General features: G+C 63.5%; 12 protein-coding genes. 9 read left to right on the top strand and 3 right to left on the bottom strand.

Annotated features, from left to right (window positions below):
• Nucleotides 1-32: 32 nt before the first annotated feature.
• Genes IFT44_RS02950 through gnd form a run of 3 tightly spaced genes read right to left on the bottom strand, consistent with a single transcriptional unit; the run spans nt 33 to nt 3,522 of the window.
• Nucleotides 33-860 (bottom strand): Cof-type HAD-IIB family hydrolase, encoded by an 828-nt coding sequence (locus IFT44_RS02950; RefSeq protein WP_122477851.1) that lies wholly within the window; start codon nt 858-860, stop codon nt 33-35.
• Nucleotides 857-2,365, bottom strand: a complete 1,509-nt coding sequence (gene zwf / locus IFT44_RS02955) for a glucose-6-phosphate dehydrogenase (RefSeq protein ID WP_192175393.1) — start codon at nt 2,363-2,365, stop codon at nt 857-859. The genes IFT44_RS02950 and zwf overlap by 4 nt, the downstream gene beginning before the upstream one ends.
• Nucleotides 2,362-3,522 carry a phosphogluconate dehydrogenase (NAD(+)-dependent, decarboxylating) gene (gene gnd / locus IFT44_RS02960; protein WP_425311959.1) on the bottom strand — a complete coding sequence of 387 codons (1,161 nt, stop codon included), beginning with the start codon at nt 3,520-3,522 and terminating at the stop codon, nt 2,362-2,364. Before gnd ends, zwf begins: the two co-directional genes overlap by 4 nt.
• Nucleotides 3,523-3,979: 457 nt before the next feature.
• Here gnd and glgA point away from each other — a divergent pair, with 457 nt between their 5' ends.
• From glgA to IFT44_RS03005, 9 genes are all read left to right on the top strand, one after another.
• On the top strand, nt 3,980-5,542 hold the full coding sequence (gene glgA, locus IFT44_RS02965; RefSeq protein ID WP_122477847.1) for a glycogen synthase GlgA: 1,563 nt from the start codon (nt 3,980-3,982) through the stop codon (nt 5,540-5,542).
• A 35-nt stretch (nt 5,543-5,577) separates the two neighbouring features.
• Entirely contained in the window at nt 5,578-7,371 is a 1,794-nt protein-coding gene (gene treZ / locus IFT44_RS02970) for a malto-oligosyltrehalose trehalohydrolase (RefSeq protein WP_192137261.1), read from the top strand.
• Nucleotides 7,368-9,452 carry a 4-alpha-glucanotransferase gene (gene malQ, locus IFT44_RS02975; RefSeq protein ID WP_192103511.1) on the top strand — a complete coding sequence of 695 codons (2,085 nt, stop codon included), beginning with the start codon at nt 7,368-7,370 and terminating at the stop codon, nt 9,450-9,452. The genes treZ and malQ overlap by 4 nt, the downstream gene beginning before the upstream one ends.
• Nucleotides 9,449-12,238 (top strand): malto-oligosyltrehalose synthase, encoded by a 2,790-nt coding sequence (locus IFT44_RS02980; protein ID WP_192175394.1) that lies wholly within the window; start codon nt 9,449-9,451, stop codon nt 12,236-12,238. Before malQ ends, IFT44_RS02980 begins: the two co-directional genes overlap by 4 nt.
• Nucleotides 12,239-12,252: 14 nt before the next feature.
• Complete coding sequence (locus IFT44_RS02985; RefSeq protein ID WP_192055273.1) at nt 12,253-12,603, top strand: DUF2934 domain-containing protein; 351 nt, start codon at nt 12,253-12,255, stop codon at nt 12,601-12,603.
• 222 nt (nt 12,604-12,825) lie between these two features.
• Nucleotides 12,826-14,988 (top strand): glycogen debranching protein GlgX, encoded by a 2,163-nt coding sequence (gene glgX / locus IFT44_RS02990; protein WP_192103505.1) that lies wholly within the window; start codon nt 12,826-12,828, stop codon nt 14,986-14,988.
• Complete coding sequence (locus IFT44_RS02995; RefSeq protein WP_192175395.1) at nt 14,985-15,992, top strand: acyl-CoA dehydrogenase family protein; 1,008 nt, start codon at nt 14,985-14,987, stop codon at nt 15,990-15,992. The genes glgX and IFT44_RS02995 overlap by 4 nt, the downstream gene beginning before the upstream one ends.
• A complete protein-coding gene (locus tag IFT44_RS03000) occupies nt 15,989-16,747 on the top strand; it encodes a PIG-L deacetylase family protein (RefSeq protein WP_122477836.1) in 759 nt (252 codons plus the stop codon). The genes IFT44_RS02995 and IFT44_RS03000 overlap by 4 nt, the downstream gene beginning before the upstream one ends.
• A complete protein-coding gene (locus IFT44_RS03005) occupies nt 16,744-17,352 on the top strand; it encodes a class I SAM-dependent methyltransferase (RefSeq protein WP_192175396.1) in 609 nt (202 codons plus the stop codon). The genes IFT44_RS03000 and IFT44_RS03005 overlap by 4 nt, the downstream gene beginning before the upstream one ends.
• Nucleotides 17,353-17,354 lie beyond the last annotated feature (2 nt).

The raw sequence follows: 17,354 nt of genomic DNA on the forward strand, positions 1-17,354 counted from the left end.
ACCGGAAGTCGGTGCCACGCCGGAAAACTGTATCAACGTCGAGCGCGGGGCAATATCAGCTCATGAATGGCTTGCGCCACGCCGTCCGCCGCATTGCTGGCGGTCACTGCATCGGCCTGGTCGCGCACCGCCTGCTCGCCCTGGCCCATGGCCACGGAAAAACCGGCCCGCTTGAACATGGCCACATCGTTGGCGCCGTCACCCAATACGGCGGTGTTGGCAAGGTCAATGCTCAAACCGGCAGCCAAGGTTGCCAGGGCTTCGCCTTTGTTGGCCAACACCGCGGTGATGTCCAGGTAATACTGCTGCGAGCGTGCCGCAATCGCCTTGCCGCTCAGCGGCCCCTGCAGCTGCCGTTCCAGATCGATCAGCAGTTGGAAGTCGCTGGAGGTGGCGACCATCTTGTGCACGCGGTCCAGATAGGGCGTGAAATCGTCGACGATCAACGGCTCGTAGCCCAGAGCGTGCAGCTCCTTGGGAAAATAGTGAGCGTCGCGGTCGCGTGCCAGCCACTGGTCGTCGGCGAACACCCAGACGTCCAGCCGGTGCTGGGCAAACAACGCCAGGCAAATATCGACCGCCGCGCGCTCCACCCAGTGGGATTGCAGCTCACTGCCGTCGGGATTGACCAGTACGCCACCGTTGAATGCAGCGGTCGGCAGGTCGATTCCCAAGGTCTGGATCTGTTGGCGCATGGCCCGCGGCGGGCGGCTGCTCGCCAGGGTAAACCGCACCCCTGCCTCGCGCAGCTGCGCCACCGCCTCGATAACCGCTGGGCTCAGGCTGTGGTCGGGCATCAGCAGGGTGCCGTCCATGTCGCTGAGGACGAACTGGATGAGGTGTTCCGAAGCCGCACTCATCCCAGTCGATGCCAGTGGTGGCCATCGCGTGCCAACAACTCGTCGGCCGCCTCCGGACCGTCTTCGCCCGCCGCGTAGGTGGCAATGCTGCCGCCCTCGCGCCAGGCGTCGAGGAACGGCTGCACGGCGCGCCAACCATTTTCGATGTTGTCGGCGCGCTGGAACAGGGTCTGGTCGCCGATGAGGCAGTCGTAGATCAACGTCTCGTAGCCCGTGGACGGCTGCATCTGGAAGAAGTCCTTGTAGGCGAAGCCCAGCTTGACGTTCTCCAGCTCCATTGCCGGGCCGGGGCGTTTGGCCTGCAGGTCGAACCACATGCCCTCGTCTGGCTGGATCTGGATCTTCAGGTAGTTGGACTTGAGCCGGTCTACTTCGGTGTCGCGGAACTGCGCGTAGGGCGCCGGCTTGAAGCAGATGGCGATCTCGGTGTCGCGCACGCTCATGCGCTTGCCGGTGCGCAGATAAAACGGCACACCGACCCAGCGCCAGTTGTCGACCATGACCTTGAGCGCCACGTAGGTTTCGGTGCTGCTCTGCGGGTCGACCTTGGGCTCCTCGCGATAGCCGGGCTTGTCGCCCTGCCCCGCGGTGTACTGGCCACGGACCGAGTTCTTCAAGGCATCGGCCTTGGACCAGGGGCGAATGGCGCCGATCACCTTGGCCTTCTCGCCGCGGACCGCGTCGGCGCCGAAGGCCGCCGGGGGCTCCATGGCAATCATCGCCAACAGCTGGAACAGGTGATTGGGGACCATGTCGCGCAACGCACCGGTCTGGTCGTAGAAATTGCCACGGGTTTCGACCCCGACCGTTTCAGCGGCAGTGATCTGCACGTGGTCGATGTAGTGGTTGTTCCAGAAGGCTTCGAAAATACCGTTGGAGAAACGGCTGACCAGAATGTTCTGCACCGTCTCCTTGCCCAGGTAATGATCGATGCGATAGATCTGCTTCTCGCTCATCACGCTCAACAGGCAGGCGTTGAGCGCTTCGGCGGACGCCAGGTCGTGACCGAAGGGTTTTTCGATCACCACCCGGCGAAAGGCGTCAGGCTGCTCCTTGAGCAACCCGCTGCTGCCCAGTCGCTGCGCCACTTCACTGAAGAAGCGCGGCGAGGTGGCCAGGTAGAACATGGCATTGCCGGTACCGTTGACTTCGATGCGCGCGGCAATCGCCTGGTAGGTGGCGTCGTCGAGGAAGTCGCCGGAAATGTAGCTGATGCGCTTGCGCAGCTTGGCCCAGAGCGCCGGATCCAGCACTTTTTCCGGCTCGTCGATGCCCTTGGCGCGCGCCTGTTCGATGATGAAGGCTTCGAGCTTGGCGGCGAAGTCCGCGTCGCTCACCTCATTGTGATCGACCCCGACAATGTGCAGGCCGTTGTCCAGCAGGCCATCCCGGCTCAAATTGTACAAGGCCGGCATCAGCAAGCGTTTGACAAGGTCGCCGTGGGCGCCGAACAGAAACAGGGTTGACGGTGGAGCGGCATCTACTTTCGAGGTCGCTCTACTCATTTGGGAACCTCGACGTGACCGCCGAAGCCGAAGCGCATCGCCGAGAGGATCTTGTCACCGTAGGTCGCGTCCTGACGCGAGCGGAAGCGCGCGAACAAGGCGCTGGACAACACCGGTACCGGCACGGCCTGCTCGACCGCCGCGTCGATGGTCCAGCGGCCTTCACCACTGTCCGACACCACGCCGGAATATTGGCTCAGCTGCTGATCGCTGGCCAGGGCATCGGCCGTCAGGTCGAGCAACCACGACGACACCACGCTGCCGCGACGCCAGACTTCGGCGATATCGGCCAGGTTGAGGTCGAAACGCTGATCTTCCGGCAGCTCGCTGCTGGACTTGGTCTTGAGGATATCGAAGCCCTCGGCGAAGGCCTGCATCATGCCGTACTCGATGCCATTGTGGATCATCTTGACGAAATGCCCGGAACCGGCCGGACCTGCATGGATGTAGCCACGCTCGGCACGATCGTCCGAACTGTTGCGATCACGGGTACGCGGGATGTCGCCCATGCCCGGCGCCAGGCAGTCGAACAGTGGGTCGAGGCGTTCGAAGATGTCCGGCTCGCCGCCGATCATCATGCAATAGCCGCGATCCAGGCCCCACACGCCGCCAGAGGTGCCGACGTCGACGTAGTGCAACTGGCGTGCAGCCAGCTCGCGTGCGCGACGGATGTCATCCTTGTAGAAGGTGTTGCCCCCGTCGATGATCACGTCGCCCGGCTCGAGCAGATCGCCCAACTGGGCGATGGTCGCCTCGGTCGGAGCGCCGGCGGGCAGCATGACCCAGACCGCGCGCGGCGTGTCCATCTTGCTCACCAGATCGGCTAGATCGGCGGCCCCGATGGCGCCCTCACCGGCCAGGCCATGCACTGAATCCTGATTGCGATCGAAGACCACCGTTTGATGACCCGCGCGCATCAACCTTCTGGCGATGTTGCCGCCCATGCGGCCCAGCCCAATGATTCCCAGTTGCATGCGAGAGCTCCACTCTATGTTGCTTGAAGAAGATATTTCTTGAACGGTGTTGTCCTGAAAGCCTGTACGGGTATTGCCCGATCGAGCTTCCAAGTTAGTCCCGGACGATACCGGTAAGTTTCCGAGTATACCTTTGGTCGATTGCGACGCTGGGCAAAACTTGGCTTTTTTTGTCGATTTCATCAACGTTCATACCTGGGATCCGACACAAATCGCAACGGTTTGCGAGGCAGGCATGGACGACCGCGCAAAAGCGCTTTCGGCGCACAGCCAAAGTGCGCTGGAAGCCCTCTGGCAGAGGCCTGTAGTACGAGTGTGCCAATAATTATCGGCCGTCAGTCGCGCGCCTGGCCCAAAAAAATGGCGGATCTCCTACACTCAGGCCACAGGCGATGTATCGCTTGGAAATCCGATGCAAAAAACTCGAAACTTTTTGCAAATCAGACAGGTCAGGATAGGGAGCAGGTTATTTGATGTTTCTTGTCCGCCAAGCCTGCCATCCCGTGAATCATTGCAGCCTGCGGCAGGAACGCCGTTGCCTGCGGCGCCTGTGCGTGTGTCAGCGGGAAGCGCTAATCGATCAGCGCTTTTTTTAGAGTCAGGATCTGCCATACAAGTACGTAATGCACGGGAGAGAACAATGATCAGTGCCGCTGTCGAAAACCACGGAGAGCGTTTCAACAGGCAAGCGGCGGAACCCGCCCACTTGCAGGTTCCCACGCCTACCAGCAAAGCACTGCAGACGCCGTCTGGCGCCCACAAACAAAAAGTTCTTTTCGTGACATCGGAAATTGCCGACCTGGTCAAGACCGGCGGCCTGGGTGACGTGTCGGCGGCGCTGCCACGCGCCATGAGTCAGGTACATGACGTTCGCGTACTGATTCCCGGCTACCCGCAAGTGCTCAACAGCGACAACCCGATTCACGTGGTCGGCGAACTAAGCGGCCATGCCGCCCTGCCACCGTGCAAGATCGGCCGCATGGACATGCCCGACGGGCTGGTCATCTACGTGTTGCTCTGCCCAGAACTGTATGAGCGCGACGGCACCCCCTACGGCGCCAACAACGGCCGCGACTGGCCGGACAACCATATCCGCTTCGCCCGCCTGGGCCTGGCAGCCGCCGACATCGCCGCAGGCCAGGGCATGGTGCACTGGAAGCCTGACCTGGTGCACGCCCACGATTGGCCTGCCGGCCTGGCGCCTGCCTACATGCACTGGCGCGGTCTGCGTACGCCTACCCTGTTCACCATCCACAACCTGGCCTACCAGGGTGTGTTCAGCCGTGGCTGCTGCCCGGAGCTGGGCGTTCCCAACCATGCGATGCAGCAGGACGGCATGGAGTTTTTCGGCAAGCTGTCGTTTCTCAAGGCCGGCATGGCCTACGCGAACCACATCACCACGGTGAGCGCGACCTATGCCGAAGAGATCACCACACCCGAATTCGGTTGCGGCCTGGAAGGCTTCCTCAGCAGCAAGGCCCAGCAAGGCAAACTCAGCGGCATTCCCAACGGCATCGACGCCAGCTGGGAGTCGGCCACCGACCCGCACCTGGTCTGCCCGTTCAGCCTGAACGACTGGGAAGGCAAGGCGGTCAATGCGGCCCACGTGCGCAAGCTGTTCGAAATCGAAGAATCTGATGGCCCCCTGTTCGCCGTGGTGTCCCGCCTGGTCTACCAGAAAGGCCTGGACCTTACCGAAGGCGTGACACAGTTCATCGTCGAAAACGGTGGCCAGGTGATCATCATCGGCCGCGGCGAGCCCGAGGAAGAGCAGGCCATGCGCGAGCTCGCCCTGCGCTTCCCCGGTCGCGTGGGTGTACGCATCGGCTTCAACGAAACCGATGCGCGACGCATGTTCGCCGGCAGCGACTTCCTGCTGATGCCGTCACGCTACGAGCCCTGCGGCCTGAGCCAGATGTATGCACAACGCTTCGGCTCGCTGCCCGTGGCGCGCAACACCGGCGGCCTGGCCGACACCATCGAGGACGGGGTAACCGGTTTTCTGTTCGGCGAGTCAACCATCGAGAGCTACAAGGCCGCCCTGGCGCGCGCCTTCTATGTCTTCGGCAAGCCTGAACTGTTGAATGCCATGCGCTGCCGCGCGATGACCCAGCCTTTCAACTGGAGCGAGGCGGTGGAACCTTACGCCGAGCTTTATCAGGCGCTGGTCCATGGCAGCAAGACTTCTGCGAATCATAAATAACGGCGATCAATCAATAAATGGAAGAGGTTTCATCGATGCCTTCACGGAAAACTGAAACCTGGTCCCACGGTGCAGTAATGCAGGACTCCGGGCTCACTCACTTTGCATTGTGGGCACCGGACGCTTTCTCGGTCGGGTTGCAGATCGCCGACGGCGAATCGTTGCCCATGCTCGCCGGCAACGACGGCTGGTTCACCCTGGAACACAAGTGCGCGGCCGGTACCGCTTACCGCTTCGATATCGATGGCGAGATGGCAGTGCCTGACCCGGCGTCCCGCGCCCAGCAGGACGACGTGCATTCAGCCAGCCTCGTGGTCGACCCGCTGGCCTACAGTTGGCAGAACACCAGCTGGCTGGGCCGGCCATGGTCCCAGGCGGTCATCTATGAACTGCACGTGGGTGCGCTGGGCGGTTACGCTGGTGTCGAGTCCCACCTGGCACGCCTGGCAGCCCTTGGCGTCACCGCGATCGAGTTGATGCCCATTGCCGAATTCCCCGGCGAACGCAATTGGGGGTACGACGGCGTCCTGCCGTATGCTCCGGAAGCCTCCTACGGCACACCCGAACAGCTCAAGCATTTGATCGATTGCGCCCATGGCCATGGCCTGATGGTGATCCTCGATGTGGTCTACAACCACTTCGGCCCCGATGGCAATTACCTCGGCCGCTACGCCAAGGGCTTCTTCCGCCACGACAAGAAAACCCCGTGGGGCGATGCCATCGACTTCCGTCGCGATGAGGTAAGAAGTTTCTTCATCGATAACGCGGCCATGTGGCTGCTCGAATACCGTTTCGACGGCCTGCGCTTCGACGCCGTGCATGCCATTCAAGACCCGACCTTCCTGCAGGAGATGGCCACCACCCTGCGCGAGCAGGTCGGCGCCGATCGACACGTCTGGCTGATGCTGGAGAACGAGCACAACCAGGCTCATCTGCTCGAGCAAGGTTACGACGCGCAGTGGAACGACGACGGTCATAACGTGCTGCATGCACTGCTCACCGGTGAAGACGAGGCGTACTACGCCGACTTCAGCGAACAGTCGACCGAAAAGCTGGCGCGTTGCCTGAGTCAGGGTTTCATCTATCAGGGCGATACCAACCAGAAGGGCGAATCGCGTGGCGAACCCAGCGGTCATCTGCCGCCCACTGCCTTCGTGCTGTTTCTGCAGAACCACGACCAGATCGGCAACCGCGCCATGGGTGAGCGCCTGAGTCTGCTGTGCAGCGAACCGGCCCTGCGCGCCGCCACTGCCTTGCTGTTGCTGTCGCCGATGATTCCCATGCTGTTCATGGGCGACGAGTGGGCCGCCGACGAGCCGTTCCTGTTTTTCACCGATCACCACGGCGAATTGGCCGAAGCGGTCCGCGAGGGGCGTCGCGCCGAGTTTGCCGCGTTCGACGCCTTCGCCAACGAAGCAACCCGGGCGAAGATTCCCGATCCGAACGCTGCCAGCACGTTCGAAGCGTCGCGGCCGGACTTCGCCGAATTCCAGTTCCGCCAGGACGGGGCCTGGGTGCAGTTGTATCGCCAGTTGCTGGCCTTGCGCCGCGACGAGATCGTGCCGCGGCTCGATGGTGCCCAGTCACTGGGTGCGCAGGTATTGGCCGACAAGGCGGTGACGGCAAAATGGCGAATGGGCGATGGCAGCGTGTTGCGCATCGATCTGAACCTGAGCGAGGCGACCGTGCCGGCCCATCTGCAGACCGAACACCTGCTGTTCGACAGCCGGCCCCAGAACGACACCACCACCGTACTGACCCAAGGACTGCCCGCCTTTACCGCTCTGGTCAGCTTGATTCCGGCGGGTGACTCGGAGACAGCGGTATGACCGAACAACGCCAACTCCACGATCTTGCCGAGCGCGCCGGCATCGCCGTCGACTGGACCGATGCCAATGGCAAGCCGCAGACGGTTGCCGACGGTGTCCTGCGCAAGGTGCTGCGTGGCCTGGGCCACCCTGCCGATTCAGTGCAAGAGGTCGAGCAAAGCCTGGACGAGTTGCGCAAGACGGCACAGTCGCATCGCCTGCCCCCACTGTTGACGGTCGAACACGGCCAGCCGCTCGATCTTGCGCGGTTCTTCGAGCCGGGTACGGCCTGCGAAGTCAAGCTGGAAGACGGCAGTACGCTGTCGCTGAGCCTGGACAAAAACGGCGCCCTGCCCGGCCTGTTGCCCGTCGGTTATCAGGACGTGCACATCGAGCAGCAGCATTTCACCCTGGCTGTAGCGCCACCACGCTGCTTCAGCGTAGCCGACGCCTATGGCCAGGACACGGCCCACGCCTGGGGGCTGAGTGTTCAGTTGTACGCAGTGCGCCGCAGCGGTGATGGCGGCTTCGGCGACACCCAAGCCCTGGAAACGCTGGTGCGCAGTGCCGGCGAGCGCGGTGCCGATGCCTTGGCGATCAGCCCCATGCACGCCATGAGCAGCAGCGACAACACGCGCTACAGCCCCTACTCGCCTTCGAGCCGGCTGTTTCTCAACAGCCTGTACGCGGCACCTGCCGCGGTGCTCGGTGAAGACGCCGTGCGCACCGCTATCGAAACTTCCGGGTTGGGCGATACCCTGCACGCGCTGGAAGCGTTGCCTTTGGTGGACTGGCCAGCTGCCGCCGGGGCCAAGCAGCGCTTGCTGCGTGCGCTCTATGACAGCTTCTGCCAGAACGAACACCCCCTCAATGCGGATTTCAACGCGTTCCGCCACACCGGTGGCGAAGCGCTGGAGAATCACTGCCGCTACGAGGCTTTGCAGGCCGACTTCAAGGCTCGCGGTGAAAGCCTGGACTGGCGCCAGTGGCCCCAGCAGTGGCATGACCCGCGCGGCACGGCCGTAGCCGAGTTCGCTGCAGCCCACGGCGATGAGATCGCTTTCCATGCATTCTGCCAATGGCTGATCGACCGCTGCTTGGCCAAGGTGCAACAAGCGGCGCGCAGCAGCGGCATGAAGATCGGTCTGATCGCCGACCTTGCCGTGGGTGCCGACGGCGCCGGTAGCCAGGCCTGGAGCCGTCAGGACGAGTTGCTCGCCGACCTGACCGTGGGCGCGCCGCCCGACATTCTGAATCGCTCGGGGCAAAGCTGGGGCATCTCGGCATTCTCGCCCGAGGGTCTGCAGCGCAATGGCTTCCGCGCATTCATCGAGATGCTGCGGGCTAATTTCGCCCACGCCGGTGGCCTGCGCATCGATCACATCATGGGCCTGCAGCGCCTGTGGCTGATTCCGGCCGACGCCAAGCCCGGCGAAGGTGCCTACCTGCAGTTTCCCATCGACGACATGCTGCGCCTGCTCGCGCTCGAATCCCACCGTCACCAGGCCGTGGTGCTGGGCGAAGACCTCGGCACGGTGCCCGATGGCTTGCGTGAGAAGCTGGCAGCCCGGCAGATGCTGGGGATGCGCGTGCTGCTGTTCGAACAGAACGACGGCGTGTTCATCGAGAATCAAGCGTGGCCAGATAACGCCCTGGCCACCTCGACCACCCACGACCTGCCGACCCTCAACGGTTGGTGGCGCGGGCGTGACATCGATTGGAACCGCGACCTGGAACTGATCGACGAGCCGACCGAGAAACACTGGCGCGAGACCCGCGAGCACGAGCGTCGCGCGTTGCGCCAGGTGCTTGCACACGAGCTGCAGCAGAGTCAGGTGGAGGGCGTGGACGACATCGATGCGATGATCGACGCCAGTACCCGCTTCCTTGGCCAGACCCCTGCTCCGCTGGTATTGCTGCCGATCGACGATGCCTTGGGTATCGAGGAACAGGCCAACCTGCCGGGCACCATAGACAGTCATCCCAATTGGCGCCGCCGCTACAGCGCCCATGCCCAGAATCTTCTCGACGATGAAGACGCTGCCAGACGCCTAGAGCTGCTGGCCTGCGCCCGCCAACAAGCCAGTGAGCGTTACCGATGAAAAAAATGACGGCCAGCGTTCGGCTGCAGTTGCACAAGGATTTCACCCTGGATGATGCCGCTCGCCTGGTGCCGTATTTTTCCCGGCTCGGCATCAGCCATGTGTACGCGTCTCCCATTCTCAAGGCCCGCCCCGGCTCGATGCACGGCTACGACGTCGTCGACCCGACCCAGGTCAACCCCGAACTGGGTGGCCAGCCCGCGCTGGAGCGGCTGATCGCAGCGCTGCGCGAGCAGGACATGGGTTTCATCCTCGACATCGTGTCCAATCACATGGCCGTGGGGGGTGCGCACAACCCGTGGTGGCTCGACCTGCTCGAGTGGGGGCGTCGCAGCCCGTATTCGGAGTTCTTCGACATTCAGTGGCACTCGCCCGACCCGTTGCTCGAAGGCCAGTTGCTGTTGCCCTTTCTCGGCAGTGACTACGGCGCAGCCCTGCAGGGCGGTGAACTGGTGCTCAAGTTCGACGCCGAGCAAGGCAGCTTTTTCGTTGAGCACTACGAGCATCGCTTTCCGATCTGTCCGATCGACTACCCGCACATCCTGGCGGCGTCGGGCAATGCACCGGTCAGCGAGTTGGGCGCGCGCTTCGCCAACCTGCATGGCAGCGACGACGCGTACGGCGAGGCTCGCGCGCTGCAAGCCGATCTGGCGACCCGTGTTGCCAGCGGCGGCCTGAACGATGGCATTAAAGCCTCCCTCGCCCAGTTCGATGCCACCAGCGACGAAGGCTTCAACCGCCTGCACGAGCTGCTGGAGCGACAATCCTATCGCCTGGCAAGCTGGCGCACCGCCGGTGACGACATCAACTGGCGGCGCTTCTTCGACGTCAACGAGTTGGGCGGCCTGCGTGTCGAGCGGCCGGCGGTGTTCGAAGCGACCCATGCGAAGATCTTCGAACTGATCGGCGCAGGCCTGGTGGACGGCTTGCGTATCGACCATATCGACGGCCTGGCCGACCCGCGTGGCTATTCGCGCAAACTGCGACGTCGGGTCAACGCCCTGTTGCAGCAGCGCCCGGAGTCCGCGTGCATCGATCACGTACCGATCTACGTCGAGAAGATTCTGGGTGCAGGCGAAACACTGCACCGTGACTGGCAGGTCGATGGCACCACCGGCTACGAGTTCATGAACCAGGTGTCGTTGCTGCAACATGACCCTGACGGCGAGCAGCCACTGGGCGAGCTGTGGAGCCGCGTCAGTGGCCGCCCCAGCGAGTTCATCGAAGAAGCCCACGTGGCTCGCAACCTGGTACTCAACGGTTCCCTCGCCGGCGATTTCGAGTCCGTGGCCCAGGCCTTGCTGCAAGTGGCCCGCGGCGACTTGATGAGCCGCGACCTGACCCTGGGCGCCATCCGCCGAGCGCTGCAAGAACTGATCGTGCACTTCCCGGTGTACCGTACCTATATCAACCCGTGCGGACGCCCGGCTGAAGACGAAGCCTTCTTCCAGAAGGCCATGGACGGCGCACGCGGTACCTTGGGCGAGGCCGACTGGCCGGTACTCGATTACCTGCAGCGCTGGCTGGGTGGCGAACGCTGGCGCGCGCTGCCCATCGGGCGTCGACGCAAGCTGATTCGCCACGCCTGCGTGCGCTTCCAGCAACTGACATCGCCGGCGGCGGCCAAGGCTGTCGAGGACACTGCATTCTACCGCTCTGCCGTATTGCTTTCGCGCAACGACGTCGGTTTCGAGACCGAACTGTTCGCCGGCACCCCGGAAGCGTTCGACCAGGCCTGTCAGCAGCGCCTCGAGCATTTCCCGGACAATCTGCTGGCCACTGCCACCCACGACCACAAGCGGGGCGAAGACACCCGTACGCGCCTGGCCGTGCTCAGCGAGCGCGCACCCTGGTACGTCGAGCAAGTGCAGCAATGGCTGGAGCTGGCTGCGCCCCTGCGCAGTGCCTTCGGCGACGGCCATGCACCGAGTGGTGGCGACGAGCTGATGCTTTACCAGGCACTGCTGGGCAGCTGGCCGCTGGACTTGCGCAGTGACGACGTCGAAGGCCTGACCGCCTACGCCGAGCGCCTGTACCAATGGCAGCAGAAGGCGTTGCGCGAAGCCAAGCTGATCAGCAGCTGGAGTGCGCCAAACGAAGCCTACGAAACAGCCTGCCGCGACTTTCTCGAGCAATTGCTGCTGAGCGACAAGGGTCGCCCGCTGCGCGATGCCATTGCCGCCGCCAGTCGCACCATTGCGCCCAGCGGCGCGTTGGACAGCCTGGTGCAGACCCTGCTGCGCATGACCGTGCCTGGCATCCCCGATCTGTACCAGGGCGCCGAGTACTGGGATTTCAGCCTGGTCGATCCGGACAACCGTCGTCCGGTAGATTACGCCGCACGCGAACATTCGCTCGATGCCCGCCCTGCGGTCAGCGAATTGCTGCAAGACTGGCACGATGGTCGCATCAAGCAGGCCATGATCCAGCGCACGCTTCAGGCTCGTGCCGCACACCCGGCGCTATTCCGGGACGGCAGCTACCAGAAGCTCGACGTCCAGGGTGTGCATGCCGATCGCATTCACGCGTTCGCTCGCGTACTGGACGGCACGACGGCCATAGTGATCGTGCCCCGTCTGGCCAGCGGCCTGTTGGCCGATGCACAGACGCCTTTGATCGATGCCAGCGCTTGGGGCGACACCCGTGTCGTTTTGCCATCGGTGCAATCCGGGGCTACATTGAAGGGACTTTTCTCCGACCACGCAGTCACAGCAGAGAAGGAATTGTTGGTGAGCACTGCGCTGAAAGAGTTTCCCGTCAATCTCTTCCTACAAAGTGAGCTGTAATAAGGAGCGTTGAAATGAGTGCCGACGATAAACGAGTCCGCGAATTCGCCTATCAGATCTGGGAATCCGAAGGTCAGCCCGAAGGGCAGGACGAGCGCCATTGGGAGATGGCACGCAAACTGGCCGAGGCTGAGGCGCTAGCGCCTTCCAAGCCGGCCAAGGGCAAAGCTGCGGCCAAGCCCAAGGCGGCCGCTCAGCCCAAGCCCAAGCCAGCTGGCGAGGGTCCTGCTGCCAAACCCAAGGCCCCGGGCAAGGCTGCTGAGCCAGCCGATGCAGCAGCGGATCCCGCCGCCAAGGCCGACGGTGCTGGCAAGCCACCGGCACCGAAGAAGCCGCGTCCACCGAAAAAGCCCGCTGCAAAGTGACACCCGCCCGCGTACTGCCGCTACCTGGCACGCGGGCACATCTTCCGTCGGTCCAGCCCCAGGGCTGGACGGCTGCAGTTACCGAACTTCACGTGCCCGTCACCCGGACGGCACGTTCACCGACCCGTTGCCTGCCTCAGCACCCCCCGACTCTGAAGACACCGATGATGCTATGACATCTGCCTGCGCCGTATGCGTGCAAACCAAGAGCAAGGATCGACCATGAGTCCGCACAAGAAAGCTGCACCCGCGCCAGAACCGACCGAACCGTCGCGTATTCGCGAAGGCCTGCCCTTCCCGCTTGGCGCCACCTGGACCGGTCTGGGTGTGAACTTCGCACTGTTTTCCGCCAATGCCACCAAGGTCGAACTTTGCATCTTCGATGCCAGTGGCGAAGAGGAAATCGAGCGCATCGAGTTGCCCGAGTACACCGACGAGATCTACCACGGCTACTTGCCCGACGCCCACCCAGGGCTGATCTACGGCTACCGTGTGCATGGCCCTTACGACCCCGAGAACGGCCACCGTTTCAACCCCAACAAGCTGCTGATCGACCCCTACGCCAAGCAGCTGGTAGGCGAACTCAAGTGGTCCGAGGCCCTGTTCGGCTATACCATCGGCCATCCCGATGGTGACCTCAGTTTCGACGAACGCGACAGCGCTCCATTCGTGCCGAAGAGCAAAGTCATCGACCCGGCCTACACCTGGGGCCGCGACCATCGCGTCAGTGTGCCGTGGGACAAGACCATCTTCTACGAGGCACATGTGCGCGGCCTGACCATGCAGCACCCTGCCGTGCCTGAGTCCCTGCGCGGGACCTTCGCCGGCCTCGCCGTGCCGGAAGTGGTCGACCACCTGAAGAACCTGGGGGTGACGTCGATCGAGTTGCTGCCGATCCATGGCTTCGTCAACGACCAGCACCTGTTGCAGAAAGGCCTCAACAACTACTGGGGCTACAACAGCATCGCGTTCTTCGCGCCGCATTCGCGCTACATCGCCAGCGGCAAGATCGCCGAGTTCAAGGAGATGATCGCGCACCTGCACGACGCCGGCCTGGAAGTCATTCTCGACGTGGTCTACAACCACACCGCCGAAGGCAACGAGCAAGGGCCGACGCTGTCGATGCGCGGCATCGACAACGCCTCCTACTATCGCTTGATGCCCGAGAACAAGCGCTATTACATCAACGACTCAGGCACCGGCAACACGCTGGACCTGAGCCATCCCTGTGTGTTGCAGATGGTCACCGACTCGCTGCGCTACTGGGCCTCGGAAATGCACGTCGACGGTTTCCGCTTCGACCTGGCAACCATCCTCGGCCGCTACCACGACGGCTTCTCGGAACGTCACAGCTTCCTCGTTGCCTGTCGCCAGGACCCGGTGCTGCGCTCGGTGAAGCTCATCGCCGAGCCGTGGGACTGTGGCCCCGGTGGTTATCAGGTGGGCGGCTTCGCGCCGGGTTGGGCCGAATGGAACGATCGCTTCCGCGACACCGTACGGGCGTTCTGGAAAGGTGACGACGGCCAGCTTGCCGACTTCGCCGCGCGCATGACCGGCTCGGGCGACATGTTCAACCAGCGCGGTCGCCGGCCCTATTCTTCGGTCAACTTCATCACCGCGCACGATGGCTTTACCCTGCGCGATTTGGTGTCGTACAACGACAAGCACAACGAAGACAACGACGAAGACAACCAGGACGGCACCAGTAACAACGTCTCCTGGAACCACGGTGTCGAAGGCCCCAGTGACGATCCGGAAATCATCGAACTGCGCCTGCGCCAGATGCGCAACTTCTTTACCACCCTGTTGTTCTCCCAGGGTACGCCGATGATCGTCGCCGGCGACGAGTTCTCGCGCACGCAGGGTGGCAACAACAATGCCTACTGCCAGGACAGCGAGATCGGCTGGGTCAACTGGGAGCTCGACGAAGACGGCAAGAGCCTGCTGCGTTTCGTCAAACGCCTGATCAAGCTGCGCAACAGCTACCCGATCCTGCGCCGCAATCGCTTTCTGGTCGGCGAGTACAACGAAGCCATCGGCGTCAAGGACGTGACCTGGCTTGACCCGCTGGGCAACGAGATGACCGCCGAGCAATGGGAAGACGCCCATGGCCGCTGCCTGGGGATGATGCTCGATGGCCGCGCGCAGCCCAGTGGCATTCGCAAACCGGGCGCCGATGCGACCCTGCTGCTGATCGTCAATGCTCACCATGACGTCGTCAACTTCACCCTTCCCGAAGTACCGGAAGGTGAATACTGGAATTGCCGCATCGACACCAACCGCCCGGACCTGGGCGAGCATGAGCGTCTGGAATTCGGCAGCGAATTCCAGGTGACCGGTCGCTCGATGCTGATGTTCGAACTGCACCGGGATGTCGAAGAATGAAACCGACCCTGACCGAGGCTCTGACCTGGCCGGCGCAGGGTTACGCCGACACTGCAGCGCTGGGCAAGGAACTGCGGCGGCTGTGCGCCTCGGGCCTGGACAGCCTGCCGCTGCCCGCCGGTGGCGACACTTTGCAGCGCTGGCAGTGCCTGGCGGCCGTGGCCGGGCATGATCTGGGCCTGTGCAAACTGTACGAAGGCCACACTGACGCGTTGGCCATCATGCAGGAACTGGGCGCCGATCCCGCGCCCGAGGGCTCGATCTGGGGCACTTGGGCCTCGGAGCCGCCCCAGGCACGGGTGATGGTTCGCCACGAAGGTGACCGCGTGCTGCTCAGCGGCCGCAAGGCCTGGTGTTCGGGCGCCAGCGTCGTCACCCATGGCCTGCTCACGGCCTGGGATGACGATGGCCAGCAACAACTGGTCGCGGTGCCGATGGACCAGGCCAACCTGTGCGTCACCGACGACGGCTGGAACGCCGTGGGCATGGCCAACACCGGCAGCGTCGAGATCCTGCTGGAAAACGCCGAGGGCTGGTGCGTCGGAACCGCAGGAAGCTACCTCAACCGCCCCGGTTTCTGGCTGGGCGGCATCGGCATCGCCGCGTGCTGGTTCGGTGCCGCCCGTGAGCTTGGGCGCTATCTGGCCCAGCACTGCCATGCCCGGCCCGAACCTCATGCACTGGCGCACCTGGGCGCAGTGGATCGAGCATTGGCGGCCTGCATTGCCGTCCTGCGCTCGGCCGCGATTGCTGCCGACCAGCAGCCCGATGGCCATTTCGAGCATTCGGCGCGACTGTGCCGCGCGGTGGCTGAACACACCGCCGACACCGTCATCAGCCATGTCGGCCGAGCCCTGGGCGCGGGCCCGTACTGCAAGGATCCTCATTTCGCCCGGTTGATCGCCGATCTGCCGGTATACCTGCGACAGAGCCATGCCGAGCGCGACCTCGCTGCGCTGGGCCAGTTGCTCGGCGCCCCCACGACGCGGACCTGGAGTTTATGAAAGAAAACCCTATCGTAGGCCAGGGCACGCCCCTGCAGGCCTGGCGCGGCTCGCGGCACTTGGCCGAACTGCCATTGATCGACGCCCAGACTCTGGTACCGGCCGGCTCGCGGGCGGTGATCATCGCCCCGCATCCGGACGATGAAGTGCTCGGTTGTGGTGGGCTTTTGCAATTGCTGGCAGGGCTGGATCGGCAGATCCTGATCATCTCCGTCACCGACGGCAGCGCCAGCCATCCGGGCTCGCAGACGTGGCCGGCCGAACGCCTCAGTGCAGTGCGCCCGCAGGAGAGCGCCGAGGCGCTGCACCGGTTGGGCCTGCCGTTGCACAGCCTGCAATGGATTCGCGGAGGCTTTGCCGACAGCGGTGTGGCGCACGAGGAGCAACGCCTGACCGAGTTCATTCAGCGTTACCTCAAGCCCACCGATGTGGTGTTCAGCACCTGGTGCAACGATGGCCACACCGACCATGAGGCGGTAGGCCGTGCGGGCGCAACGGCGGCCGCGGCTGCTGGCGCGAGCCATCATGAACTGCCGATCTGGACCTGGCACTGGGCGCAGCCCGAAGACGATCGGATCCCGTGGTCGCGCGCGCGCAAGCTGCCGCTGGACAAGGTGATGGTGGCGCGCAAGAGCCATGCGGTGCATGCCTTCGCCAGTCAGCTGGAAGGCGATCCACAGATAGGCTTGGCGCCTGTGCTGCCCCCCTACGTACTGGAGCGGTTGCTGCAGCCGTTCGAGGTGGTGTTTCTATGAGCGGACAAAGCGTCGACAACCAGTATTTCGACAAGCTCTACGAGGGCAACGACGACCCCTGGGCCATGCGGCATCGCTGGTACGAGCGGCGCAAGCGGGCATTGCTGCTCGCCTGCCTGCCGCAGGAGCGCTATGGCGCGATCTTCGAGCCCGGTTGTGCCAACGGCGAGACCAGCCTGGCACTGGCCACGCGCTGCGACGCCCTGCTCAGCTGCGACATGAACACCCGCGCGGTGGGCCTGACCCAGGCGCGCCTGAGCGACATCGCCCACGCCCAGGCGCGACAGGCCGCCCTGCCCGCCGACTGGCCAAGCGAGCGCTTCGACCTCATCGTGCTCAATGAACTGGGTTACTACCTGAGTCGCACCGACCTCAGCCAGGTCATCGAGAAAGCTCGTGCTTGCTTGAACCCCGGAGGCCAAGTGGTTGCTTGTCACTGGCTGGCGAGCATCGAGGGTGCGCCGCAGACGGCCACGCAGGTCCACGAACAGCTGCACGCGGAATTGGGCATGCACCGGCTGGTGGAACACAGGGAGGGTGATTTTCTACTGGAACTGTGGAGCTGCGAGTCGACGACCGTCGCTCAGCACGAGGGATTGCGCTGACC

This window comes from Pseudomonas sp. CFBP 13710, assembly GCF_014842235.1.
Lineage (GTDB): Bacteria > Pseudomonadota > Gammaproteobacteria > Pseudomonadales > Pseudomonadaceae > Aquipseudomonas > Aquipseudomonas baltica.

Bases quoted from the DNA above. Each gene is read 5' to 3' on its own strand.
- IFT44_RS03000 (WP_122477836.1), top strand. From the start codon at position 15,989: ATGAAAGAAAACCCTATCGTAGGCCAGGGCACGCCCCTGCAGGCCTGG.
- IFT44_RS02980 (WP_192175394.1), top strand. From the start codon at position 9,449: ATGAAAAAAATGACGGCCAGCGTTCGGCTGCAGTTGCACAAGGATTTC.
- treZ (WP_192137261.1), top strand. From the start codon at position 5,578: ATGCCTTCACGGAAAACTGAAACCTGGTCCCACGGTGCAGTAATGCAG.
- IFT44_RS02985 (WP_192055273.1), top strand. From the start codon at position 12,253: ATGAGTGCCGACGATAAACGAGTCCGCGAATTCGCCTATCAGATCTGG.
- IFT44_RS02995 (WP_192175395.1), top strand. From the start codon at position 14,985: ATGAAACCGACCCTGACCGAGGCTCTGACCTGGCCGGCGCAGGGTTAC.
- IFT44_RS03005 (WP_192175396.1), top strand. From the start codon at position 16,744: ATGAGCGGACAAAGCGTCGACAACCAGTATTTCGACAAGCTCTACGAG.
- malQ (WP_192103511.1), top strand. From the start codon at position 7,368: ATGACCGAACAACGCCAACTCCACGATCTTGCCGAGCGCGCCGGCATC.
- IFT44_RS02950 (WP_122477851.1), bottom strand. From the start codon at position 860: ATGAGTGCGGCTTCGGAACACCTCATCCAGTTCGTCCTCAGCGACATG.
- gnd (WP_425311959.1), bottom strand. From the start codon at position 3,522: ATGAAATCGACAAAAAAAGCCAAGTTTTGCCCAGCGTCGCAATCGACC.
- zwf (WP_192175393.1), bottom strand. From the start codon at position 2,365: ATGAGTAGAGCGACCTCGAAAGTAGATGCCGCTCCACCGTCAACCCTG.
- glgA (WP_122477847.1), top strand. From the start codon at position 3,980: ATGATCAGTGCCGCTGTCGAAAACCACGGAGAGCGTTTCAACAGGCAA.
- glgX (WP_192103505.1), top strand. From the start codon at position 12,826: ATGAGTCCGCACAAGAAAGCTGCACCCGCGCCAGAACCGACCGAACCG.